Annotated in this window: 18 protein-coding genes, 1 tRNA gene and 1 pseudogene; 9 read left to right on the top strand and 11 right to left on the bottom strand. The window is 46.8% G+C overall.

Going from position 1 to position 23,915, the window contains the following annotated elements:
* The first annotated feature begins 145 nt into the window (after positions 1-145).
* Together QUB04_RS06805 and QUB04_RS06800 are read left to right on the top strand one after the other, a co-directional pair.
* Positions 146-514, top strand: coding sequence for a DUF1818 family protein (locus QUB04_RS06805; RefSeq protein WP_333282541.1), 369 nt, complete (start codon positions 146-148; stop codon positions 512-514).
* Between the two features lie 37 nt (positions 515-551).
* Positions 552-625 (top strand) — tRNA-Pro (locus QUB04_RS06800).
* Positions 626-1,002: 377 nt separating this feature from the next.
* Here the strand turns inward: QUB04_RS06800 and QUB04_RS06795 are convergent.
* On the bottom strand, positions 1,003-1,407 hold the full coding sequence (locus QUB04_RS06795) for a hypothetical protein (protein ID WP_333282538.1): 405 nt from the start codon (positions 1,405-1,407) through the stop codon (positions 1,003-1,005).
* Positions 1,408-1,811: 404 nt separating this feature from the next.
* On the opposite strand from QUB04_RS06795, the gene QUB04_RS06790 reads away from it, so the two are divergent.
* The 3 genes and pseudogenes from QUB04_RS06790 to QUB04_RS06780 all read left to right on the top strand — a co-directional run.
* Positions 1,812-3,029 carry an RNA-guided endonuclease TnpB family protein gene (locus tag QUB04_RS06790; RefSeq protein ID WP_333282536.1) on the top strand — a complete coding sequence of 406 codons (1,218 nt, stop codon included), beginning with the start codon at positions 1,812-1,814 and terminating at the stop codon, positions 3,027-3,029.
* Positions 3,030-3,537: 508 nt separating this feature from the next.
* Positions 3,538-5,448, top strand: a complete 1,911-nt coding sequence (locus QUB04_RS06785; RefSeq protein ID WP_333282533.1) for an ABC transporter ATP-binding protein — start codon at positions 3,538-3,540, stop codon at positions 5,446-5,448.
* Positions 5,449-5,514: 66 nt separating this feature from the next.
* A pseudogene (locus tag QUB04_RS06780) lies at positions 5,515-5,757 on the top strand (transposase); the annotation flags it as partial.
* Between the two features lie 381 nt (positions 5,758-6,138).
* Here QUB04_RS06780 and QUB04_RS06775 read toward each other — a convergent pair.
* Both QUB04_RS06775 and QUB04_RS06770 read right to left on the bottom strand, forming a co-directional pair.
* Positions 6,139-7,815, bottom strand: a complete 1,677-nt coding sequence (locus QUB04_RS06775; RefSeq protein ID WP_333282530.1) for a mechanosensitive ion channel — start codon at positions 7,813-7,815, stop codon at positions 6,139-6,141.
* Positions 7,816-7,916: 101 nt separating this feature from the next.
* Positions 7,917-9,116: a transposase gene (locus QUB04_RS06770; protein WP_333282527.1), complete on the bottom strand. Its 1,200-nt coding sequence runs from the start codon at positions 9,114-9,116 to the stop codon at positions 7,917-7,919.
* 147 nt (positions 9,117-9,263) lie between these two features.
* On the opposite strand from QUB04_RS06770, the gene QUB04_RS06765 reads away from it, so the two are divergent.
* Both QUB04_RS06765 and QUB04_RS06760 read left to right on the top strand, forming a co-directional pair.
* Positions 9,264-9,728, top strand: a complete 465-nt coding sequence (locus tag QUB04_RS06765; protein WP_333282524.1) for an SRPBCC family protein — start codon at positions 9,264-9,266, stop codon at positions 9,726-9,728.
* Positions 9,729-9,762: 34 nt separating this feature from the next.
* The gene (locus tag QUB04_RS06760) at positions 9,763-9,939 is read left to right on the top strand and encodes a hypothetical protein (protein WP_333282521.1); all 177 of its coding nucleotides are present in this window, start codon (positions 9,763-9,765) and stop codon (positions 9,937-9,939) included.
* 100 nt (positions 9,940-10,039) lie between these two features.
* Here the strand turns inward: QUB04_RS06760 and QUB04_RS06755 are convergent, their stop codons facing one another.
* The 8 genes from QUB04_RS06755 to QUB04_RS06720 form a co-directional block, all read right to left on the bottom strand.
* A complete protein-coding gene (locus QUB04_RS06755) occupies positions 10,040-10,726 on the bottom strand; it encodes an alpha/beta hydrolase (RefSeq protein ID WP_333282518.1) in 687 nt (228 codons plus the stop codon).
* A gap of 599 nt (positions 10,727-11,325) precedes the next feature.
* Positions 11,326-12,150 carry a transglutaminase family protein gene (locus QUB04_RS06750; protein WP_333282515.1) on the bottom strand — a complete coding sequence of 275 codons (825 nt, stop codon included), beginning with the start codon at positions 12,148-12,150 and terminating at the stop codon, positions 11,326-11,328.
* Positions 12,151-12,551: 401 nt separating this feature from the next.
* Positions 12,552-14,450, bottom strand: a complete 1,899-nt coding sequence (gene mutL / locus QUB04_RS06745; RefSeq protein ID WP_333282512.1) for a DNA mismatch repair endonuclease MutL — start codon at positions 14,448-14,450, stop codon at positions 12,552-12,554.
* Between the two features lie 322 nt (positions 14,451-14,772).
* On the bottom strand, positions 14,773-15,882 hold the full coding sequence (locus QUB04_RS06740; RefSeq protein WP_333282509.1) for an ATP-binding protein: 1,110 nt from the start codon (positions 15,880-15,882) through the stop codon (positions 14,773-14,775).
* Positions 15,883-16,135: 253 nt separating this feature from the next.
* Positions 16,136-17,569 (bottom strand): transposase, encoded by a 1,434-nt coding sequence (locus QUB04_RS06735; RefSeq protein ID WP_333282506.1) that lies wholly within the window; start codon positions 17,567-17,569, stop codon positions 16,136-16,138.
* A 252-nt stretch (positions 17,570-17,821) separates the two neighbouring features.
* On the bottom strand, positions 17,822-19,093 hold the full coding sequence (locus QUB04_RS06730) for a beta-ketoacyl synthase N-terminal-like domain-containing protein (protein ID WP_333282503.1): 1,272 nt from the start codon (positions 19,091-19,093) through the stop codon (positions 17,822-17,824).
* A gap of 283 nt (positions 19,094-19,376) precedes the next feature.
* Entirely contained in the window at positions 19,377-20,168 is a 792-nt protein-coding gene (locus tag QUB04_RS06725; RefSeq protein WP_445301038.1) for a peptidylprolyl isomerase, read from the bottom strand.
* A 316-nt stretch (positions 20,169-20,484) separates the two neighbouring features.
* Positions 20,485-21,051, bottom strand: a complete 567-nt coding sequence (locus QUB04_RS06720; protein WP_333282497.1) for a photosystem I assembly protein Ycf4 — start codon at positions 21,049-21,051, stop codon at positions 20,485-20,487.
* A gap of 203 nt (positions 21,052-21,254) precedes the next feature.
* Here QUB04_RS06720 and psbD point away from each other — a divergent pair, with 203 nt between their 5' ends.
* A complete protein-coding gene (gene psbD / locus QUB04_RS06715) occupies positions 21,255-22,313 on the top strand; it encodes a photosystem II D2 protein (photosystem q(a) protein) (protein WP_333055206.1) in 1,059 nt (352 codons plus the stop codon).
* A 156-nt stretch (positions 22,314-22,469) separates the two neighbouring features.
* The gene (gene psbC, locus QUB04_RS06710) at positions 22,470-23,849 is read left to right on the top strand and encodes a photosystem II reaction center protein CP43 (RefSeq protein WP_333282494.1); all 1,380 of its coding nucleotides are present in this window, start codon (positions 22,470-22,472) and stop codon (positions 23,847-23,849) included.
* Positions 23,850-23,915: the final 66 nt, after the last annotated feature.

Genomic DNA, 23,915 nt, shown 5'->3' with positions numbered 1-23,915 from the left:
ACTCAGGAATACAGAAACCGGGTTTTTTACGGAAATATTGCTGTTGACCCTTTAACACAGCTAAAAAACCCGGTTTCTTCCGTTTCGTATTTATGGGTAAGTCCTACTAATCTAAAATCCAAAATCTAAAATCTAAAATCCCTCAATGGTGGAACGTGTAATTAAAACGGGTGTTGGGTGGCGTTTGGGATGGAACCCAGAGGCCCAGGAGTTTAAGGGTTTGGTGGCTGGCGACGGTTGGGCGATCGAACTCACGGAGGCTGAGTTGAACGATTTTTGCCGATTGTTGGGGCAATTAGCAGGCACAATGAGTCACATGGCCTCTGAGTTAATGGACGAGGAAAAAATCGCCATTGAAGCCGAAAGCGACTTGCTGTGGGTGCAGGTGGAAGGCTATCCCGAAGCTTACAGCGTGCAGTTGATATTGAATGCTGGCAGGAGGTGCGAGGGTTTTTGGCCGGCGGCTGCGGTTCCGAGTTTGGTGCAGGCTGCAAAAGTTTTAAAAGTTTTTTGACTTTTTTGGGAATTCTATGCTAAGCTGTTAAAGCTGTCGGGGCGTAGCGCAGCTTGGTAGCGCACTACTTTGGGGTAGTAGGGGTCGTGGGTTCAAATCCCGCCGCTCCGATAGATGGAATCCTTATACACTAAGGATTCCATTATTTTTGGGAGATTTCGCAGCATATTGTCATTCCCAATAAGGGGTGACAATATCTGACATACTCCGACATAAAGTGCGATAAATCTGCGATCTGCCAAAAGGCTCAGTAAATATAGAAGTTTTCAAGCCACTTTGCCGTCACAAGTAATTTTTGAACATTAATCTTGAGGCGCTCGAAATGGTTACTCACAATATTTTAGTTGACATCTCTGAATAATTATGATGCCGACTTCCTACAGCTACGTATAGATTTGTGGATTAGCTGTAACAAAATATAGCAGTCCAAGCTGCATATAAAGCCAATTGAAGGTTTGTTAGGATTAAAACTTGTTGGTGAAGTCCCGCTAGCATGAAAAAGCGATCGCCACCCTCCAAATACAGCGATCGCATAATATCAAGAGAATCCTTACCCCTAAGCCTCTTCTTTTAACCCATCTTCTAACAACATCCGCACTCTGATCCACTTTCTTGCGCCTTGTCTTTGCTGTCAACATCGACAGTTTACGGTGCAGAGTTTCGGACATATCCACGGTAAACCTGACCGTCGCTTCTTTATCTGGTGCTTGGAGTTTGCTCATCAGGCTAGGCTCCTCTGATTGAATGGGAACTGTTTCGGGTGCCGATGCTTCCGGCTGAGGTGGTGTTGCCGTGGGCAATGCAGCTTCCACTGGTGGTGGTGTGGGTGATATTTTCGCTCTTAGTGATGCTGTGGGTGTTGTTGCGAGCGATACAACGAATGGTGCTTGCACACCGGTTTTTATGTGTGTTAGCTTATTACGTAGAAGGGCATATGTGTCAACGATTACCGTCCGTCGTTGTTCGAGGATGAGGAGCGGTTGAATGCTTCTAATTCGGGGTCGGTGGTTGTTCCGGTTAAGGCATCCACTCCCGCAAAACGGAAAGCTTCAACAAAATGTACTTCTGAGAGTTTTCCAGTTTAAAGTTTTCGGACGTTAACTGACTCGGCGGGAAGTCCCCCGCTATAGATGTACTCATCTTAGCGGCGGGATGAAAGCCAAGGATATTTTTTGCCGGGAAGAGTTTGTGGTCGGGACGCCCCAAAGAGAGAACAAGCAGGACAGGCAAGAAATATCCAATCTCTTAGATATCAACACGGAATTACAACAAATAGAATTTGTGCTAAAATAACAGCATGAAAAACGTTGTCAAGGTCAGAATTTATCCAACCGTCGAACAGAAGCAAGTGCTATTACAAGCATTTGGTTGTGCAAGATGGTACTGGAATAATTCGCTGAACGCAACGAACGAACTCTACAAAGAGACGGGTAAAGGCTTATCTCAGATTGGGATGAACAGCCGTTTACCAGCACTCAAGAAAGAATATGAATGGCTGGGTGAAACCTACAGTCAAGTGCTGCAAAGTGTTTCCCTGAACCTGTCAAGAGCGTTTATCAACTTCTTTGAGGGACGAGCATCATTTCCGAAATTCAAATCTAAGCACGATAAACAATCGATTCAGTACCCGCAAAAAGTCCAGATTGTGGATGATGGTCATCTGAAGTTTCCCGGTAAACTAGGCGTTGTTTCTGCCAAGATTCACCGCAAGTTTGAAGGGAAAATTAAAACCGTCACGGTCAGCATGAATCACGCGGGAAAGTATTATGCTTCCCTGCTGTTCGATGATGGACTGCCTGATGTTGAAATTAGTTCACAGGGAAAAGCGGTTGGTATCGATGTCGGACTTACCCATTTTGCAATCACGTCTGACGGCTCTAAGTTTGACAACCCTAAGCCCTTGAAAAAACGAGCTAAGAACCTCAAGCGCAAGCAACAGAAGCTATCTCGCAAGCAGAAGGGGTCTAATCGTCGAAAGAAAGCCCGTCGCATCGTAGCGCGGGTGCATGAAAGAATTGCAAATTCTCGTAAAGACTTCCAGCACAAACTTTCTCGCAAACTGGTGAACGAAAACCAAGTCATCGTTGTTGAGAATCTGGCAGTCAAGAATATGGTGAAGAATCACTGTTTAGCCAAAGCAATCAGTGATTGCGGTTGGTCAGAGTTCACCAGACAACTGAAATACAAGGCGGAAAGAGACGGCAAAACCTACCTAGAAATTGGGCGTTTTTTTTCATCGAGTAAGACTTGTCACGTTTGCCTTAATCAAGTGGGTAGCCTGTCTCTCGAAGTGCGTAGCTGGACTTGTTCCAGTTGCAATACAAAGCATGACAGAGATGTGAATGCGGCTATCAACATTCGAGATGAAGGCTTGCGAGTATTAGCGTTAGGAACTAGCGCTACTGCCAATGGACGGGATGTAAGACCAAAGGCTGGAAGGAATCTTCCGTGTTATCGGCTGTTCCGGTTGAAGTTGGAAGCCCACACCATACTGCGTAGCGGTTGGTGTAGGTAGTTCACTAACAAATTTATCGACAATCGCTAAAAACCGAGTCTAGCCTAAATTGCGTCGGGTTTCAGTTAGTTTCGACAAGCTGACGATGCCGGCTCCTTTGCAACGTAGAGAACTTTGGATTTACTGAAGGTTTTTCCTAATATTGTAGTCATCTATTGGGCGATGGCTAATGCCGTATTGCCCGACTGATGGGGTTTTTGCTTGGATGCGATCGACCACTTGGGGAAAGTTCCGCACTAAAAGTTGAGACTATTTCAACTTGGTGACTGCTTTCGGGAAAGCAACGCTTACGCATCACACCAGGAAGCATACGCGATCTCGCTTTCTATTTAGCTACCCTTAAACAACGAAACTCTACCTTACATCTTGCACCAGTCGAATAATCTCACATTCCATCTGCCCTGCTTGACAACAGGGGTGAAAACCCAAAGTTAATTTCTGGCTTCTCTGACTGAGGTGAAACTTCCTAATTGGTGCATTGTCTTACTTAGAGGCATCCAGCACATCCATGAATTTTCAATTCAAAGCACGTTTGAAGAGCCAGAAGAACTCACCAAAATTGGTGATGCCGTTAATTAACCAACATTGGTTGGTGCGGATCGTCCTGCGCTCTATTTCCTACTTCCGCCAAGATTTATGGCTGATAGTCACGCTCTTGCTTTTAATCGGGGCCTCGGTGCTTTTGAACCTTCTCAACGCCTGGCCGATCGCGATTCTAGTCGATACGGTTTTGTCACCAACTCCAAAATCCAACTGGATTCATACACTGTTTCTTGCCCCGTTCGGTGAGGGTACACTGAACCGAATTTTCGGAATGGCGTTCGTCGCGATGATTATTAGAATCCTGAGCGATACCGTCCTCATGCTCCGTAGGATGTTGAACTACCGCATCCAGTACAACGGAACCTTGCGGGTTCGTACCGAACTCTACGATAAAATGCAGGCGCACAGTCTCGGCTGGCACGGCTCCCGATCGCAGGGTGACGCCATCTATCGGTTGAGCTACGACAGCCTCGGCCCCTGGGGGGTAATCGATACGCTCATCGGGTCCACGGCCGCATCGGTGACGCTGACGGCGATGATCTGGATCATGCTGTCGCGCCACGTCCTTCTTACCGTGTTTGCGCTTTCGTTCACTCCGCTTCTAATACTGGCGAATTGGTACTTCGAGGGAAGGATTAGAAGTCGAGCCCTGGAGTCTAAGCAGACCGATGCGGTGATGACCTCAACCATGCAGCAAGCTATAGAATTGATCGGGCTAATCCAGTCATTCGGTCGAGAAGCAACGGAGTCGCGGCGCTTCGGGCAGGCGGTCGAACGCAGCGTCAAGGCCTCCATGCGGCTCAATTGGCAAGAAAACCTCTATCCGCTAGCGGTTCAGGTAGTCTTTGCCCTGGGAAGCGGGGTAATCTTAGGCTACGGCGGATACCTAGTTTATCGCGACCAGTTCTTGCGTCCGGTGCCCGGCGGCGTGACCATCGGCGATCTGCTCGTATTCATGGCGTACCTGGGGCAGTTCTGGGACCCGATAGGTTGGGTGTTGGGGTTCACGACCAAGATCCAGACGTTTGTAGCTTCATGCGATCGCGTCTTTACGGTTCTTGACGAGCCGCCCGCCATCAAAGACGCGCCTGACGCGCCATCGCTTCCCGTCTATCCCCGCACACTAGCATTTGCCGACGTGAGCTTTGAGTACAACGCTGGGCAACCCGTTTTACGGAATATCAGCGCTAGTATCGAGCCTGGTCAGATGGTGGCGTTTTTGGGCGCTAGCGGGACGGGAAAGAGTACGCTGCTCAATCTTTTGCCGCGGTTCTACGACCCGACATCGGGCAGCGTCCTTCTCGACGGCTTTGACCTCCGCACCCTTAAGATTGCCGATGTCCGCAAACACATGGCGCTCGTCTCGCAAGGCAGCCCGCTTTTCCCCGGAACGATCTCCGAGAATATCGCCTACGGTCGCCCGGATGCGAGGCTCTCCGATATCCGGGAGGCGGCGGTTGAATCTGGGGCAGCCGAGTTCATCGAAACCTTGCCGGATCAGTATGATACCTCGATCGCTGAGGGCGGTCAAAACCTATCGGGGGGACAGCGACAGCGCCTAGCTATCGCGCGAGCGCTCGTCACTAAGGCTCCCATACTCATCCTCGATGAACCCACGAATGCGCTGGACTTGAAGCACGAGCAGTGGGTCATAGAGACTCTGCAACGTCTGCGCCGCAAGAGAACCATCATCTTGGTCACGCACCGACTGACAACTGCGGTAGACTGCGATCTGATTTTTGTGATGCAGTCGGGCGAGATTGTTGAATCTGGTACTCACGCCGAACTCCTTACGCAGCAGGGGTTCTATTACCGAATGTTTGGCTACGACCCAGTACAATCAATAGGGTTTACTGATAAACCCTGCATAGAGTAGGAGTTTGAAGCAGAATATGCTGAAAACTTCCCCGATCGAAATGGGAGCCCCTGCAAAATCTTTAAGCTGAGTAAAGAAAAAAAGAAGCAAGCCGCATCTGATGAGAGGATTAGAAATGCAATTGAGGGCAAATTTGGGGCTTGCGTAAACGAAGATTCGATCTGAATTTGGTCAGGGCAAAACTTGACAATACCTCGCTCTCCAGCCCTTGCGATTACTTTTTTAGTAATGAAACTTTCTACCGGGTGGCGCCGGGTTTTTTGTTGGTTTTTATGCCGTTCGGGGAAAACAATGCCTGTTTTTGGGTAAGCTAATCCGCATTTAAATTGCATAGTAAAATAAATTTTTCCTCTTGTGGGGTGGGCATCCTGCCCGCCCTCAACATACAAATTAAATGCACAACAGCTTAGAACATAATCTACAGTTATGTTTTACTAAAATTGAAGCAGGAAAAACTCATATTTAACGTTGGTTGAATATATCGATCGCTCTTGTTATTGATTTGCGATCGCTTATTCAGCAAGCCCCCATTAGAGGCATCGGCCCAGAAACCAGAATCAATCTCTGCTTCCGAACAGTCTATAGCTGTATCCTCAAATTCAAAGGCTTTGCGATCGCTTCGCGACCCTCACAATGAAATTAATCATAAAAAAAATGGCGTTTGTACTTGACAAACGCCATTTTATAGAGTTACGAACGCGGCGTCTTATCTTGTTTAAACGACGCTAACAATTCGCGAATTTGGTCGGCCGCAATCTCGCGCCCGCCCAAACCAAAAGCTAGAGCAATACCAACTGCGATCGCCCCAAGCAGCAGCCCGAAAGCCAAATTCACAATATCGCTGCCAATGCCCATCTGTTGCAGCGCCAAGGCCGAAACAAAGGCAATAATCGCAATCCGAGCCGTTTGACCCAAAAGCCGCGCTTGACGAGTTCCAGAACTGGCAATCAAACTAAACGCCAGATTCGCCAAATACAAGCCGATCGCAAATACCACCAAACCGGCCAGCACCCTACCTGCAACGAGGACAATACCGCTAACAATCGCCGTCAGCGCTGGAATTTGCAGCACGTCGGTAGCCGCCACCACTGCAAACAGCATGATGCCCACCTGCACCACAATGCCGACCAACTCAGAAGGCGTGCGGGCCGGAAGTTCCGGTTCCTGAAGAATCGTTGCCTCCGGATCGATCGAACTTGGCGGTAGCCTCAGCGACTGTTTCGGTGGCTGCACCCCCAACCAAGAAAAGACATTGTTAAAGCCAATTCCCGTCAGGATATTAGTAACCAAATCGCCTACCCAGCGCCCCAAAAGGTAAGCAAGCGCCAGAATCAGGGCTGCCGTGAAGATTTTGGGAACCGCGCCCAAAATGTCGTTGAGCATCGCGACTGCAGGCTGCGAAATCGCTTGAATTTCCAAAGCGTTGAGAGCTGCGATCGCCGTTGGAATCAAAATCAAAACATAGACGATCGTCCCGGCAATCCACGACAGCGATTGTCCGCCAGAAGTCCGCGAAATTCCAAACCGAGCGCCCAAACCGTCCGCCCCAGCAGCAGCCAACAGATTCGTGACAATCCGCCGCACCACCATAGCCAGTAGCCAGCCCACAAACCCAATCAGCACAGCTTCCAGAATTTTCGGAATTGCCGCCAGAATTTGGTTGAGTAAATTATTAACCGGCAGCAGAGCCTGCTGCATTTCCAGTGAGTCGAGAATCAGCGGCAAAAACAGCAGAAAAATGAACCAGTACAGCGCATTCGCCACAGTATCGCTCAGCAGCAAAGGGCGCTCAGTGGGCGCTGCGCCCACCTCCTGATTCAAGCGCTCGTCTACGTTAAAAGTCCGCATCACGCGCGATACGGCCATTTTGGCGACTGTCGCCAACACCCAAGCAATCCCCAACCAAATTAAGGCGCCGGCTAACTTCGGCAAGAAACCGGTAATTTGATTGAGAAAAGTATTGAGCGGTTGCGAGACAGCCGTTAGATTCAGGCGATCGAAAAAGGCAATTAGGAAAAAGATAAAAATGATCCAGAACACCGCTGTGGAAATCCATTTTTCCAATTGCGGGGTTTCAGCTCCTTCCGGGCGGCCGGTAATCCAAGCCGCCAGCCGATTGTCGATCGTCGTCTTCTTGAGCAATCCCCCGACTATAGATGAGACGACGGCTGATACTATCAAGCCAACTAGCAGGATACCGACGGCCCAGAGGAGATTTTCAATGTTTGAGCCCTGAAAGAGATTGTTAATTCCGCGTTCGGCCTGTGCCAGCGGATTTGCGGGCTGGGCCTGTGCCAAAAGGCGATCGGACAAACCCGCTATTGGGCCCGATATGGGTCTAGTTATTTCTTGCCAAGTTTCATTCATTTTTTTCTCAGGTTAACGTCACATTTGACAAGGAGAAGACGAAACTTTAATAATAGTTCCAAAAAATCTAGACATCGCCTAAATTTAATGTTTGTACACTTTTAATGTACTGGGTTAACTACAAAACCCTCTAGCGAATTTGGGATCAACCCATCTCCGACTGCTTTGGGGCCAATATTCAAAGAACCCTTGACATCGGCATTTATGAAGCGTCCAGTTTGGGTTCTGAACAATCCTCTTTTTACCCTACTGCCAATGTAGTCGGAATGTTGTTGAATTGGTTCCAAATCCCAAGCTGAACATTTGGATGTGTAACTCTCCTCAACTAACACAACTTTAATTCCCGCAAGTTGTCCTTTGTACTGCAACATTTGCACGAATCGGCGATGGGGAATACAGGCAAAATTTTGATTATTAACCTTACCAGTATTAATCCCATCTTGAAAATCATGGTTCCAGCCTATCGCTAGCAAGCCCCTTTGATGATTAACGAGTTCTTTAATAATTGCGGAACTCGTCGTGTGGAGGTAGTAATCCACTTTACAGTTAGGCTTGTGCCACAATGGGGCAAGTTTTTTACTGTTTTTTTGCGCTGCGGGCAGCAATGATTTCAATGCCGATGAAACTTGATTACAGTATTGGTTTGTTGACTTAACAGCCCGTCCATCCAAGATTGTCGGTACTAACCCAGGAACATTGTAGGTTAATGTTGCCAGATTGTTTAATCCTAAATCTATGGCAGCTACTGTCTGATTAACTTGTAAAGGCTGTTCTAACTTTTCATAGAGCACCTCGACAACATAACAACCTACTTTGGGAACAATCCGGATTTCCAGAATCGAGGTGACTTTTGATGGCAACCAAATATTAGTCCCCGATGGACGAGCATATCCTTTTTTTAAGGCTTTTTTGCTGACTGCTTGACAATTAAATACAACTACATAGGGCCCGTCCTCTCTTTTTCGCTCTCTTGAACCTTTGTAATGAGGGATTTTCCGGGCGGTTTTAAATTTAGTTGGGTCTTCCTGATAGTTTCGCACCGCCAGATAGTAGCTAGTCCATGCTTTGAGGACTAAGCCGATCGTGCTTTGTGCTACCTTTGCGGGCAGTGCTTTGTAATCAGGACTTATTTTGAGGGTGCGATCGACAGCCTGAGCATTTGTTTGTTGGCTGGCGAAAAAGTTTTGACGGTAGATGTAGTTAGCGCTCTTGTAAAGATTTTTGCACAGCCAAGACAGTCGATCGCCTTCTCGATAAAACCTATGATTTGGTTTAATGATGTGCCTTTCGACTAACTCCATAATCAGTATATATACTTTATTTGAAGATGATACACTGTATTTATGAGTGTGTCAATCTTTTAATTTCTGGAAAAATTGACGTTACAAGTAAATAAAGGACTATCAAGTAAGCAAAGTTTTGTAATACCCTCGTTGTTGCAGGTTCTCATGTCAATTCGTCAAGTTTTCGAGCAATCCATTGAAATTCAGGCTGCTGCTACTCTGGTGGAGCGCTGTATAGTCGATCGTACTTTAATGCACAAGTGGCTCAATCCCCTGCTACGTTGCGAACCCCAGGGCGAATGGGATACTGCTGTAGGAAGTCGCAGCTTATTTATCATAAAAATTCCCGTTTTGCAACCCTCTTTAGAGAGTGTTGTATTGGAGCGACAACCAGGTTTAATTGTTTGGGGGTTTGACGGATTTTTCAAAGGATGCGATCGTTGGGAATGCCAGCCGCAAATCCAAGGAACTCTCTTGATTAACCGCTTTGAATTTCAAATTCCCAATCGTTTAATTAGATTTGGTTTCAATCGCTTTGCCGCCCCTTGGACGGAAAAAGATATGAAAGACCAACTCCGCCGACTCAAGCGGGTAGCCGAGCAACTATCTCAAAGAATGGGTAAGGGGTAAGGGATCATGGGTAATGGGAAACGGGAGCATCTCAATGAAAGCAGCAAAGCTCGAAATTGGAATTAGGAGTCAGGAGTCAGGAGCCAGGAGAAAAGAGTCAGAAGGAAGAAGAAAGAAGTGTTTTTGCAAATATGAGATGCTCCCTGGGAAACTTTTACCCTCGCGTAGCCTAATAATTGGTAATTGGTCATCAGTAATTGGTAATAGCTGAAAGCTAGAGCTAATAGGAAAAAAAGCACCAATTCCCAATTCCCAATTCCCAATTCCCAATTCCCAATTCCCAATTCCCAATTCCCTCCAACTTCAGTTATTTATTTCGCACTTCCTGATGGACTGGGCTGACAAATCATTTGTCGGGCCGAATTCACCGCTTGGCCGGCGGTATTTTGCAAAGCCGGGGAATTCTGATACATAGCTTGCAAATTTTGCAAGTCTTTAATCACTCGTTGGTAAATAGCTATAGCTTGATTCCCGTCAACTTCTAAGGCAGCAGGGCTGTAATTTTGCATCACTTCAATCAGCGATATTTTGCCATCTTTGGAAGCTGCGACTAAAGCATCGCGCAGTGCGGGCGCGCTTTGAAGACGAGTGGCCGGCGTATAAGCAACCTCGCCCAATTGTTTGAAAACAATTTCCCCAAAATAAGTATTTGCCAGCCCCGCTACTAATTGGGAATCTAAAGGGACTTCTTGCGTTAATATTTGGCGCACCGACTCGGGAGTTTGTTTCGCAAGACTCAGAACGCTTTGCAGTTGAGATGATGGTTTGCCGGTTTGTGCAAAGCTTTGCAAGTCGCTCATCGGTAATGTTACGTCAACAGCACCGTATTTTACGGTGACATTATCTAATGCCAAGGCTTTGCCGCTGCTTAGGAATACTGCACTTGTTCCCAACAAAAGCGCCAAACCAAATGATAAAGACTTTGACATTCTTTTGGTTAAATTGGCTGACAGCGGTTGCATTCCGTTGAGATAACCTTGTTGAAACTGAAAGTTCATGAGTTTGTGCCTCTTTACGTCAAAATACTTTTTCGATCGCTCGTCATTGCGGGTATCAGTGCAGGTATCAGTGCGGGTATCAGTCGGGAAAGTGGACTCGGAAGTTCGGTAAATGACCTATGATTTTACAGTCATGTCAAGCAAATTTAACCTATCAAAAGATAGGTATTAATTGAAAATTCATATGTTATAATTAGCTGTTTGACAATTTTAGATACCTTTGCAAAAATTATAAAAGCGAAATTTGGTCGTCGGTCAGCAGTTTATTGAGTCTCACTTTTATGTCTTATAGTGTGCTGTGCGACATATACCAAATTTAACTACCAGCCGGGAAGTCCCGGGCGTATATTTAGAGGGGATTAATCAGAGCGCGGAACCCCGTAGCCCGAATAAATTACGCCCGCGTGATGAAAGGCTCGTCGGGTGTAGGGACCCAAAGCGACAATTATTCTTTTATACCCCTTCATGATCGGGAAATACTCTGATACTATATTAGCAAGTGGGGGTGGAACTACCTCACTATAAAAAGCATGAGAAAAAAAAGGAAAAAGAAGCCTGCAGTCTAACTGTACTCAGTTGACCGTCAGGTTTGTTCACGTTCACAGATCCCGATCGAGCCGATCGACCAATTGGCGAATTCTAGCAGCATCAGGAGCATTAGGAGCATTTCTCAGGTATAGTTCCAAATCGTGGCGCGCTTCGACCAAGCGTCCCAGTTGATAATAGAGAATTCCGCGATCGCGCCGTTCCCCCAGCGCATCGGGAAACAGCAGCAAAATCCGTTCGATCGCCAAGAGCACCCTCGAAGCATCTCGCTGTTGCAAGTAAATGGCCTTCAGATTTCCCAGCATTCGCCCCAAAAAATGCCGGCGACTTACCGGGGCGAGAAAAGCCGGCTGCAACTCCATAGGTTGACCATAAATTTGAGAAAGTCGGGCTTGACAATCTTCAGGAAATAATATCTCGCCGCCGTTAAACGCATCAACAAAAATGCCAGCATCTTCAAAATCCGGTCTAATTAAAAAATGTCCCGGCATCCCAATTCCCACCATCGGAAACTCAATCCGCTTAGCAACCTCCAAATAAACCAAAGATAAAGAGATCGGAATACCAGTACGCCGATCGATAACTTCATTCAAAAAGCTATTGCGGGGGTCATAATAATCAGCATCATTGCCCGCAAACTGCAACTCCCCGTATAAATAGCCGTTAATAGTTTGAATTATCCGCAGCGGATAATTCTGTGCCGGCAGGCGATCGCGCACTTCATCGGCGATCGTGTCGAGAGCGTTTAGATACTCCTCTGGCTCTAAATTTGGGTATTCTTCCAAAGCCATGTAAAGGGCAGCTTTCGCCAGGTCGATCGAGCCATCGGGCTGATTTATTTCTTGATAAAAGAGTTGTCGGGCGATCGGAAAATCCATATTTATTGATTTATTTTTAATTTACTTATTGGACTAATATCATGAACAGGCAAGATGCCTGTTCCACAACAAAGATTATTCGGGTAAATCGGCATTTTTTTGTAGTATAATTAACCTTTTTTATGGTAAAATAGATACTTTTTCTTGTAGAACAGGCATCTTGCCTGTTGCAGCTTTTTGTAGTACAATGAAACTTTTTATGCTGGTAATAGAGGCATTTTTTCTTGTGGAACAGGCATCTTGCCTGTTGCCCAAAAGATATTAAAAACACTGCATTATTTAAATTTTAATATATTCTAAGTTGTTTTATCTAAATCAGCCCCTATTTTTAATAAAGCTTCACGATATTTTTTGCGATCGAGCCAGATTGAGGTGAACGCCCTCGAATGTCAAATCAACTTTCAAATCCCGTGACTTTTACCAATCACCCAACTGCGGCGAAAAATCCGAGCCAGAGTCGATTCTTCCAAAGCAAAATAGATAGGGCGGCCATGAGGACAAGTGCGCGGATTACGAGTTTGCTGCCATTCATCCAACAAATTTTGCATTTGGGAAAGACTCAAAGGAGTACCGTTTCGCATAGCACTACGGCAAGCAGTCGCAACTTGAGCCGCTTGTAAATCTGCGACTTTACTGAGTTCAAAAAGCGCATCCGCACAGTCATCTCGATCGGCTAACAATTCAGGAACTTCGCGGGCAGCCCATAGCTGTTCGCCAAAACTTTCTACTTCCAAACCCAAGCGGGATAAATTCTCAATTTGTAGTGCCGATAATTGACTGAGAATAACTGGTTTTTCTAGACATTTTAGCTGCCAAGCCGCGCACAATTGCTCGTACAAAACGCGCTCGTGAGCGATGTGTTGTTCCACCAACCACATTCCGCTGGAATGTTCTGCAACAATGTAAGTATTGTGAACTTGAGCGATCGCCCTCAATTCCATCAATCCTATTTGATTAGCTTTTTCCTGTTCGTCGCCTTCATCATTCTGCCTAGCCGAAATTCCGACACTGTAAGCACTTTTTTGTTCCGATGCCTTCAGCAATTTTCCCACTCGATCGGGAATTGGGGCAGGCGGCAAAACTTCATCGTTCAAATGTAAAGCACGAGAAATTGCCGCGCTAACTTGTGCTTGCCAAAAACTCGGATCATGCAGATAAATTTCAACCTTAGCCGGGTGGCGGTTCCAGTCGATTTCCGAGGGAGAGATTTGCAGGTGAACAAAACACACCGGATAGCGATCGCGCGGACAAGTGCGGGCAAAGGCGCTGAGAATAGTTTGCTCTAATTCGGGCGATCGCACAACACGCCGATTTACCCCAACTTTCACCCAATCCGGCCGCCTGCGGTGACAGCGATCGGGCAAACCAATTACTAATTCTAAAAACTGGGAATTGGGAATTGGGCATGGGGCATTGGGCATTGGGCATTGGGCATCGGGAATTGGGCATGGGTAACTCGGCTGTGTTTTTGACAAAAACAATTGCGTGTGTGCGAAATAATCTGGCGATTTATTCCTTTCAGGAAATGAAGGCAAATTTACTTTTAAATACTGCAAATCATTCAAGCGAATTCCCCGCACGAATTGAGGTAAAAGTTGTTCCGCTGTGCTACCAGGAGTTACGTGCAAACAAGGCGTAGTTCCTTGACGCAACTGCCAATTAACGTGCGGGTGACAAATAGCAATTTGCTGAAGGGTTAATTGGATCGATCGCATTTGCTGTGCCGGCGACAAAAAACTGCGGCGCACAGGCCAATTGCCAAACAAATTATCAACAGTCACCACCGTACCAGGAGCGATCGCCGCTGTTTCCAGCTCCACAGCAACGCCTGCGTTATTGTAAACCACCCGCCAGCCCGATCGAGCATTTTCCATTCCCCCCTTGTTAAAGGATGATTTGGCGGGGTTTGACGCCGACTCTGGATTTTCCGAAAAATCCCCCAATCCCAAATCATTCGATCGGCTCAAAACCTCCAAACAGCCCAACTGAGCTAAACTGTGCAAAGCTTCCCCACGAAATCCCAAAGTATCAATTTTGTAAAGGTCAGCTTCCGTGGTAATTTTGCTCGTACTGTGAGGCGAAGCCGCCTGGCGCAAATTTTCCAGATCCATTCCTGTACCATTATCTGCAACTTGCACCCGCCACTGTTCGGGCCAGACAGAAACAACGATGCGAGTTGCGCCAGCATCCAGAGAATTTTCAACTAATTCTCGTACCGCTGCGGCGATCGAGTCAATCACTTCGCCGGCGGCAATTAAATTGATAACTTCTGTGGGTAAGGTTTGAATAGTAACTGGCATCTGATTTTTAGCATTTCGTTAATTCAATTCTACTTGATTCTGCAAGTCGCTACACCGTATTAGGACATACGCTCTTAAACCCGGTTTATTATAAAAACATTGTTTGATAACAAGATATCTACTTATCAACCAAGTCTCTGAGGCTTAGTGAGAAAGTCCTAAGTATATATCTTCCTAGGGAGCATCTCATCTTTGTAAAAACACTTCTTCTGGCTCCTTCCTTCTTCCTTCTGACTCTTTTCTCCTGGCTCCTGACTCCTGACTCCTAACTCCAATTTCTAGCTGGGCTGCTTTCATTGAGATGCTCCCTATTCCTACCTACTTAAATTTGATCTGCTAAAGCCTCAGTTTTCGGCAAGCGGATGTAAAAAGTTGTCCCTTTTCCGTCCTCCGACTCATAAGTAATTTGCCCTTTGTGAGCCTCAACCATCGACTTAACAATTGCCGTTCCCAACCCAGTACCAGTCCGTTTACCATAGGTCACAAACGGTTCAAATAACTTTTCCTTAATTGCCTGCGGAATGCCGGGGCCGTTATCGTAAATGCTAATTTCTGCCCACTCCTCACTTTGTGTCACCGCAATCTCCACCCGCCCCCCTCGTCCGCCAAAAGCCTCAACAGCATTCCCAACTAAATTTTGTAAAACGCGCAAAATCTTATTTTCATCCGCTTCCACTATCACTTCTGTCACCCGTACTACCAAATCTACTTTTGCTGCTTCAAAATAAACTCGGTTCAACTTTTGAAACTGCTGCAACGTCTGAATTAGATTAACTGGTTTTTTATTTAATACAGAATTGCCGCGCGAAAATTCTAACACTTCTTCAGCCATCCCCAACATTCGCTGAACCTGCAATTGAATAAGTTCGCACCACTCCTGAGTTTCCTCATCCGGGTGCATTTCTTTGAGCACTTCACTGGAGAGTTTAATTCCGGTAAAAGGACTTTTGAAATCGTGAATAATTGTACTCACCATTTCTCCTACCAATACCATTTTTTGTTTGTGTACCAACTGGCTAACATATTGATCCGTGGTATCCCGTAAATTTTTAGTAATGAAACTAAACATTTGCAGTACCGAACTGCCTTTAGCAAACTGGAGAGTTGTTATTAGTTCTTCACGGTCTATTTTGGCCAAAGTCGAGCCGGTAACTGCCACAGCTCTAGCACTGCGAGGCTCTCCGTCTAAAACTCCGAGTTCGCCAAAATAATCGTCTGGGTTAGCGACAGCAACAGTTTGATATTTATGATTTTCGATCCGCTTGCTAAACTCGACTTTACCTTCTAAAACTAGATATAAAAAATCTGCTGTTTCTCCTTCTTCAAAAACCAGCGTTTCCTCAGCAAAACTCTCCAAAACAGCTATTTGGCAAAGGTGAGCAGCTTGCTCTGGTTCAAAATAAGACATAAATCGATGAGAGGCCAGATCCATGTGAAAATACCTGAAGCTTAATTTAAACAGTTTCTTTCTTCTATTTTCGCCGATCGCCATCGGTGCGTTAATAAAATACAATACTGCTTTAATCTGGCTCTCTTTTCTAGCCTCCGAGGCTTTGACGCAAGGATTAGCGTCGGGATGCAGAGCCAGACTAGCATAGCAGCACCAGCAATCTCACCAAAATTCTCAGTTAATTGACTAAAATACATAAATTGTACTATTTTTGAGATGTGAACAAACCTGACGGTCAACTGAGTACAGTTAGACCGCAGGCTTCTTTTTCCTTTTTTGCAAAGGCTTTTTTGAGTGACGGAGTTCCCCCGCCACTTTCGTAACTTAGACCCATCTTTTTTATAAGTTTGGCTGAATTTTCATCTCGCTCCAAGGATTCTCCACACTGACAAGAATGCCACCGCTCTGATAATTCTTTCGGTACTTTGTTGAGGCAATTCCAGCAATGTTGAGAAGTTCCTCTTGGAGAGACAAACAAAATGCTTTTACCCAATTTCCAGGCGACATATTTTAGGACGCTGGCGAATTGCCCATGAGCAGCATCAAGCATGGATTTATTCAAGCCACTTTTAGCTGACTGACCGTTCGGCAAATAAACCAAATTACCATTTTCAACATCAGTCTTGGGCTTGGCACGTCTAGTTAAATTTTTGACACTCAAGTCTTCAACAACTAAAACCTCACATTTACCGAATAGCTCATGTGCAGTTTTAAACTGAAAATCTAATCTAGCTCTAGCTACAAACTGATGGAGTTGGGAAATCTTGTCCTTGATAACTTTCCAAGGCTTAGAACCCTTAACTCTATTAGCTAACTTCGCTTGAAGTCTTGCTAATTTCTGGGCCGACTTCCTTAAAAACCTAGGATTCTCAACCCTTTCGCCATTGGATAGGTAAACGTAATTGGTTATTCCCAAATCAATACCAACAGTATTTTCGACCGTCGGTTGAATTTCTGCAACCGTTACGGGAACTGTTTTATCTTCTAGCGTCAGGGAGATATACCACCCATCAGCTTCTCTGATAACTGTACCCGTCTTAACTTTGAATCCTGTTGGTATTGGACGGTGGAAAACCATAGGCACTTGACCTATTTTTGCGAGGCTAATACAAATCCTATCTTGCTCGTCCTTGACAATATCTAAATTATCTAGTTGAGGATAAGTGAAGGATTTGTAGTAGTGAAGCCCTTTGAATCTGGGCTGACCTCTACGATTGCCGTTTTTATCGGGCGTGGTGAAATTTGAAAAAGAAGTTTCAACTCGGTTGACGACATCTTGCAAAACCTGAGAATCCAACGCTTTGTAGTCAGGAAATAGTTTTTTTGTCTTTTTTAGGTCGGCAAGTTGTATCGTTTGCCACTGTACATATCCGCCTTCAATGTTCGAGAAAATATCACCTTTCTTGGTCAAAGGATTGCCTGACTCATCCTTTTTCCTGCCGTCCCTAGTTTGCACCCTAATCAAAGGAATATTTTGATAAATTTCCTCAATGGGGACTAGAGAAACAATCAATGGACAGGCGTTGATAGGTGTTCTCGTGGCTTCCCACCACCTAAATCTTTCACCGAGTCGGTAGTTGTACTGCCGGCGACATAGTTCTAGGTGAGCCACAATAGTTATTAGCTGGGCTTTTGTGGGTTTGAGGCGGTATTTGTAAGTGAGTTGCATTTTTTAACTTCTTTTTTTCGACCTACCTGAATGTACCATTTCTTTTGATTTAATGTTGAGAAAGTACATCAAAATTAAAGGTAGTCGCAATGTCTAACTGTCGGTTTCCGTACCTACACCCGACGCTTCTGGACATCACGCGGGCGTAATTTATTCGGGGTACTTCGCGCAGCGCTCAGATTAATCCCCTCTAAATATACCGAGGGACTTCCCGGCTGGTAGTTAAATGTCGATCGACCGAGTTTACAAAAATTAACGATCGCCCGATAAAACGATCGCAGCATTCTGCCCGCCAAAGCCAAAACTTAAACAAACCGCATTTCTGACAATAGCCGATCGCGCACAGCGAACAAAATCTAATTCAAACCCCGGTTTTTTCATTCCCACGCAAGGCGGCAACATCTGATATTTAATACTCATCAAACAAAAAGCCACGCCCAAAGCTCCCGAAGCTCCCAAAGTATGACCCGTCGCCCCCTTAGTCGAACTAACAGCAACTCCTGGGTGAAATAACTTCTCAATTAACAGTGCTTCGTGTCGGTCGTTTAACTCAGTTGCAGTACCGTGAGCATGAATAAAATCTATATCAATCGCCGCTAAATTGCTGCGTTTCAAACATTGATTTACCGCCGCGATCGCACTTTCCCCCCCCAGATCCGGCGCATTAGCATGACAAGCATCATTTGTCAAGCCTAAACCGGAAACTCGACCGTAAATTTTAGCACCACGACGCCTTGCCAACTCGGCCGATTCTAATACAAATAAAGCCCCGCCTTCACCGAGCACAAAGCCTTCCCGATTTTCATCAAAGGGATAGCACCCAGTGTTTGCCAAAGCACCCATCCGGCTAAATCCAGCCAGAGTAAGCGGTGTGATAGGCGCTTCCACAGCACCTGCGATCGCCCGCTGACACTCACCAGTGCGGATTAAATCAACAGCACGGGCGATCGACCAAATACCCGTCGCACAAGCAGCCATCGGCGCCAGCACCGGCCCCATTGAGCCAATTGCCCTCGCCGCCGCGATCGCCCCCATGTGAGGCAAAAAATTCACAAATTGAGAATTGGGCATTGGGCATTGGGCATTGGGCATTGAGAATTCTCTTTCCTCTTCCTTCTCCCCTCTTCCTTCTTCCTTCTTCCTTCTTCCCTCTTCCTTCTTCCTGACATCCGTTACATCCGTTACAGAATCCGTTGCCGAACTTCCTTCTTCCTTCTTCCCTCTTCCTTCCCTCGCCAACAGTTCCAAATTTGCCTGAAAACCTCGGCTAGAGCCAATAACAATCCCGCAATCAGGCAAAGGCAAAGTCAAATTAGCATCTTGCAAAGCATCTGCTAAAACCTGCCGAATTAAAGTTATTAAATCGGTCGGTTTTGTGCCAATTAAAGCCAAAGGTCGCCGTTCAAGTTCTATAAAAGGTTGATGTTGCCGAATTCCTGATTCCCCAGACAACAATCTTTTCCAGCTACAATCCAGAGTGCCTAAAGCAGAAACCAGGCCAATTCCCGTAATAACAACATCCACATCTGCCCTCAGATTCCCAAATTTTTAGTCATTAGTCATTAGTCATTAGTTATTAGTTATTAGTTAGTTATGATGGGAACAAATTATTAACTACTAACCAACGACCAACGACTGATATCGTTTCCGGTTGCATCGGAATCATAAAATCGAGTCAACCATCAACCGTCAACAATCAGTCAGTTTTTCTACTCCGACTCAACAGTCAACAGTCAACAGTCAACAGTCAACAATCATCTCCATTGTGCAACCGGAATTGATATGACTACTGACTACTGACTACTGACTACTGAACAGGCTTAAAATTTTCCAAACCCTGAGTAACAGTAGCCTTCTCAATGCGATCGCCCGCTTGAATCTTATCAACAACATCCATCCCTTGCTTCACGTACCCAAAAACCGCATAGCTACCGTCCAAAAACGGCACATCCGTCAAAGTAAAGTAAAACTGAGAAGAAGCCGAATCAGGACTTTGCGATCGAGCCATAGCCACAGCCCCGCGACTGTGCATCAACACGGGTTTCTCCTTAACCCCAGCTTCTTGTAGGGTCGCGCTGTAAGTCGGATTGGCAGCACCTTTAGCTTTAATTTCCAGAGGAATCCTGCGTTCTACAGTAGTTTTCGGGTCAATAAAACCACCAGTTCCCAGCCGCGCCGTAGGGAATTTAGGGTCTTTACCCTGGGGGTCGCCGCCCTGAACTACAAAAGGCTGAGGTTCCCGCACGACTCGGTGAAATACCAGCCCGTCGTAGACTCCTTTCTGAACCAAATCGACAAAATTGCCCGCAGTAATTGGCGCATTTGTGCCGTCGAGTTCGATCGTAATTGGAGCACCTTTAACCGTCATCACCACCGTTGCTTTTCCTTCCAAGCGTGGCAAATTGCTAAATTGCGAACTCGCCACTACAGCAGCAGGAGACGGAGAAGGAGACGGAGACAAAGAAATATTTTCACCCGACACCGGATTCGGTGTCGGAGTCGAGTTTGCCACAGGGGAACTACTGCATCCTCCGACAAACAACGCGCCAATTATTAAAAGTGAGAACAACCACCGCTGAATTTTGATTTGCATTTGCATTTGTATTTTCACTTTGAGTCAATTACGGACTTTGCAACTAAAGATTTTAATTCAATAGTCCGAACTGTTTTTAGTTCGTAGTCTAAAACCAGCGATTTTCCTTGGATAGCGAACTTGCTTTGGAGCCTTGAAACCCTTATTCTACGGTTTGCAATCAAAAACTTTCGCAAGTATGGTTAATTGATAGATTCCAAAATTGGTAACGGGCTTACTCGCCGATCAATCTTTTTCACTTACCAGGTAGGTAAGGTGCGCGGCCCGGCGCACCCTACGAGACATTACCAATCTCAGATATCAAATCGCCAATCGAAAATCCCTAAAGTCCTTCTAGGGGAACTTGCAAAAATCGAGCCAATTCGGCCGCTTGATTTTCCACTTCAGACAAAGCAATCGGCTGTCCGACTCTAGTCAGAGGAAACTGACGGCGGTCTTTGAGCTTAAGATAAATACTGCGGCGGGGATTGAGACCTTCTTTAATGTCCACCCGCACAGATTGCACGTCCGATGTCTTGCAAGTAAAATCAACTTTGCGGTTTTTGCCGGGAAATCCCCAGCGAAAGATCCGAATGTTACCAGTTTGTCGATCGAACTCGTTGTAACCGCCACCGACATCAAGGAGAATAGTCAGCCACAGGTATAGCGCCAACAGCACGCCGCAGACACCGTAGAAACTCATCGCAATGCCTTGGGGGATGAAAACAAGCTGAGTCGGGTCAGCAAAAGGCAGCAGGTTCACGTGCAAGTAGCTGGAAAGGCCCGACAGCAGGAAACCAGTCCCTCCAATGGTGACAATCGTCCCCCACCAGAAATTGCTGAAGCGGCGGGAGCCCACAACCTGGTAGCGCAGGACAGGATCGGTCGAGGTCGTTGTTTTTGCAGTCATAAAACTAAACAGCCTTAAAGCCAAATTTTAATTCAAGTAGCCCACCGAGCGTCACGGTTCGCTGGCGCGATCGCGATCGACCGATCGGCATTGTGTATCAACTCCTGCTAATTATGTTGAAAAATTATGAACTTCTAATATATAGTTATGTTAACTTTAATTAGAAACCTTGGTCTTTTAACAAGCAAAAGGATTTTACCCCAATGACAATCGCAGTCGGACGCGCCCAGACCGAAAGAGGCATATTTGATGTCCTCGACGACTGGCTCAAACGCGATCGCTTCGTCTTCGTAGGCTGGTCTGGCATCCTGCTATTCCCCTGCGCCTACCTAGCCATCGGTGGCTGGTTAACAGGCACCACCTTCGTCACATCTTGGTACACCCACGGTTTGGCAAGCTCCTACCTCGAAGGAGCCAACTTCCTTACCGTAGCAGTCTCCACCCCAGCCAACAGCCTCGGACACTCCCTGCTGTTCCTGTGGGGCCCCGAAGCACAGTGGGACTTCACCCGCTGGTTCCAACTCGGTGGGCTGTGGACATTCGTCGCCCTCCACGGCGCCTTCGCACTGATCGGCTTTTGCCTGCGTCAGATTGAAATCGCCCGTTTGGTCGGCATCCGTCCCTACAACGCCCTAGCATTCACCGGCCCCATTGCCGTGTTTGTGTCGGTGTTCCTGCTTTACCCCTTGGGTCAATCAGGCTGGTTCTTCGCCCCCAGTTTCGGCGTCGCAGCAATTTTCCGCTTTTTGTTATTCCTGCAAGGCTTCCACAACTGGACGCTCAACCCCTTCCACATGATGGGCGTTGCAGGCATCTTGGGCGGTGCGCTGTTGTGCGCCATCCACGGTGCAACCGTAGAAAACACCTTGTTTGAAGACGGCGAAGGCTCAAACACCTTCCGCGCCTTCAACCCAACTCAGTCAGAAGAAACCTACTCGATGGTTACAGCTAACCGCTTTTGGTCGCAAATCTTCGGAATTGCCTTCTCCAACAAGCGCTGGTTGCACTTCTTCATGCTGTTCGTACCTGTCACAGGCTTGTGGATGAGTTCCATTGGCATTGTCGGTTTAGCATTAAACCTGCGCGCCTATGACTTCGTATCACAAGAATTACGCGCTGCTGAAGATCCTGAGTTTGAAACGTTCTACACTAAGAACATTCTGCTTAACGAAGGCATTCGTGCTTGGATGGCTCCGACTGACCAACCCCACGAAAACTTCATCTTCCCTGAAGAAGTTCTGCCTCGCGGTAACGCACTTTAAAAAAATCAGGATTGGGATTTCAGATTAATTTAGTTTTTTTAAATTAATCTGAAATCCAAATCCCAATTCCCCGGCGCAGGTGCGGTACTCCCGTGTCCTACTGGGGAACAAAAAAACCCAAAATCCAAAATCTAAAATCGTTGGAGGTTCTACCGGGTGGTAACGCTCTCTAATTCCTACGCAAGCGGTCGCGACCAAGAATCCTCCGGGTTCGCTTGGTGGTCTGGCAACGCTCGTTTAATCAATCTCTCCGGCAAACTGCTGGGCGCACACGTCGCTCACTCTGGTTTGATCGTGTTCTGGGCCGGTGCAATGACTTTGTTTGAAGTCGCTCACTTTATCCCAGAAAAGCCCATGTACGAACAGGGCTTAATTTTGATGCCCCACGTCGCTACTTTGGGTTGGGGCGTAGGCCCCGGCGGTGAAGTCACTGATATCTTCCCGTTCTTCGTAGTCGGCGTTCTTCACTTAATTTCATCTGCTGTTCTCGGTTTGGGCGGCATTTATCACGCCGTTCGCGGCCCGGAAATTCTCGAAGAATACTCTTCGTTCTTCGGGTACGACTGGAAAGACAAGAACCAGATGACCAACATCATCGGCTACCACCTGATTCTGTTGGGATGCGGCGCTTTGCTGCTGGTAGCTAAAGCCATGTTCTTCGGCGGTGTCTATGACACTTGGGCTCCGGGCGGCGGCGACGTGCGTATTATCACGAACCCCACTCTGAATCCGGCTGTGATTTTTGGCTACTTGACTCGCTCTCCTTTTGGTGGCGAAGGCTGGATTGTCAGCGTCAACAACATGGAAGATATCATCGGCGGTCACATCTGGGTTGGCCTGATTTGTATCGCTGGCGGTGTTTGGCACATTTTGACCAAGCCTTTCGGCTGGGCTCGCCGCGCCTTAATCTGGTCTGGCGAAGCTTACCTGTCTTACAGCTTGGGCGCTTTGTCCCTGATGGGATTCATCGCTTGCTGCTTTGTCTGGTTCAACAACACTGCTTACCCCAGCGAATTCTACGGCCCGACGGGCCCGGAAGCTTCTCAAGCGCAAGCTTTGACCTTCCTGATCCGCGACCAACGCTTGGGTGCTAACGTCGGTTCTGCACAAGGCCCCACCGGTCTGGGTAAATACCTGATGCGCTCTCCTACTGGCGAAATCATTTTCGGCGGTGAAACGATGCGTTTCTGGGATTTCCAAGGCCCTTGGTTGGAACCCTTACGCGGTACTAACGGTTTGGACTTGAACAAAATCAAGAATGACATTCAGCCTTGGCAAGCTCGCCGCGCGGCTGAGTACATGACTCACGCTCCTTTGGGTTCTTTGAACTCTGTGGGCGGTGTGGCGACTGAAGTTAACTCGTTTAACTTCACTTCTCCTCGTTCTTGGCTGTCCTGTTTCCACTTTGTGATGGGTTTCTTCTTCTTGGTCGGCCACTTGTGGCACGCTGGTCGCGCTCGCGCGGCTGTCGCTGGCTTTGAGAAGGGTATCGATCGCGAAAATGAACCAGTGCTGGCTATGCCAGACTTAGACTAATCGATCGAGTTTATTCCTGATTTGATTGTCTAATCAAAAAAGGCTCCTGCTTAACGGCAGGAGCTT

Origin of the sequence: Microcoleus sp. D2_18a_B4 (genome assembly GCF_036702475.1) — a bacterium.
Taxonomy (GTDB): Bacteria; Cyanobacteriota; Cyanobacteriia; order Cyanobacteriales; family Microcoleaceae; genus Microcoleus.
The sequence above is the reverse complement of the archived record's forward strand: the minus strand, read 5'-3'. Positions and strand labels throughout refer to the sequence as shown.

Bases quoted from the DNA above. Each gene is read 5' to 3' on its own strand.
- QUB04_RS06805 (WP_333282541.1), top strand. From the start codon at position 146: ATGGTGGAACGTGTAATTAAAACGGGTGTTGGGTGGCGTTTGGGATGG.
- QUB04_RS06790 (WP_333282536.1), top strand. From the start codon at position 1,812: ATGAAAAACGTTGTCAAGGTCAGAATTTATCCAACCGTCGAACAGAAG.
- QUB04_RS06785 (WP_333282533.1), top strand. From the start codon at position 3,538: ATGAATTTTCAATTCAAAGCACGTTTGAAGAGCCAGAAGAACTCACCA.
- QUB04_RS06775 (WP_333282530.1), bottom strand. From the start codon at position 7,815: ATGAATGAAACTTGGCAAGAAATAACTAGACCCATATCGGGCCCAATA.
- QUB04_RS06770 (WP_333282527.1), bottom strand. From the start codon at position 9,116: ATGGAGTTAGTCGAAAGGCACATCATTAAACCAAATCATAGGTTTTAT.
- QUB04_RS06765 (WP_333282524.1), top strand. From the start codon at position 9,264: ATGTCAATTCGTCAAGTTTTCGAGCAATCCATTGAAATTCAGGCTGCT.
- QUB04_RS06760 (WP_333282521.1), top strand. From the start codon at position 9,763: ATGAAAGCAGCAAAGCTCGAAATTGGAATTAGGAGTCAGGAGTCAGGA.
- QUB04_RS06755 (WP_333282518.1), bottom strand. From the start codon at position 10,726: ATGAACTTTCAGTTTCAACAAGGTTATCTCAACGGAATGCAACCGCTG.
- QUB04_RS06750 (WP_333282515.1), bottom strand. From the start codon at position 12,150: ATGGATTTTCCGATCGCCCGACAACTCTTTTATCAAGAAATAAATCAG.
- mutL (WP_333282512.1), bottom strand. From the start codon at position 14,450: ATGCCAGTTACTATTCAAACCTTACCCACAGAAGTTATCAATTTAATT.
- QUB04_RS06740 (WP_333282509.1), bottom strand. From the start codon at position 15,882: ATGGATCTGGCCTCTCATCGATTTATGTCTTATTTTGAACCAGAGCAA.
- QUB04_RS06735 (WP_333282506.1), bottom strand. From the start codon at position 17,569: ATGCAACTCACTTACAAATACCGCCTCAAACCCACAAAAGCCCAGCTA.
- QUB04_RS06725 (WP_445301038.1), bottom strand. From the start codon at position 20,168: ATGCAAATGCAAATCAAAATTCAGCGGTGGTTGTTCTCACTTTTAATA.
- QUB04_RS06720 (WP_333282497.1), bottom strand. From the start codon at position 21,051: ATGACTGCAAAAACAACGACCTCGACCGATCCTGTCCTGCGCTACCAG.
- psbD (WP_333055206.1), top strand. From the start codon at position 21,255: ATGACAATCGCAGTCGGACGCGCCCAGACCGAAAGAGGCATATTTGAT.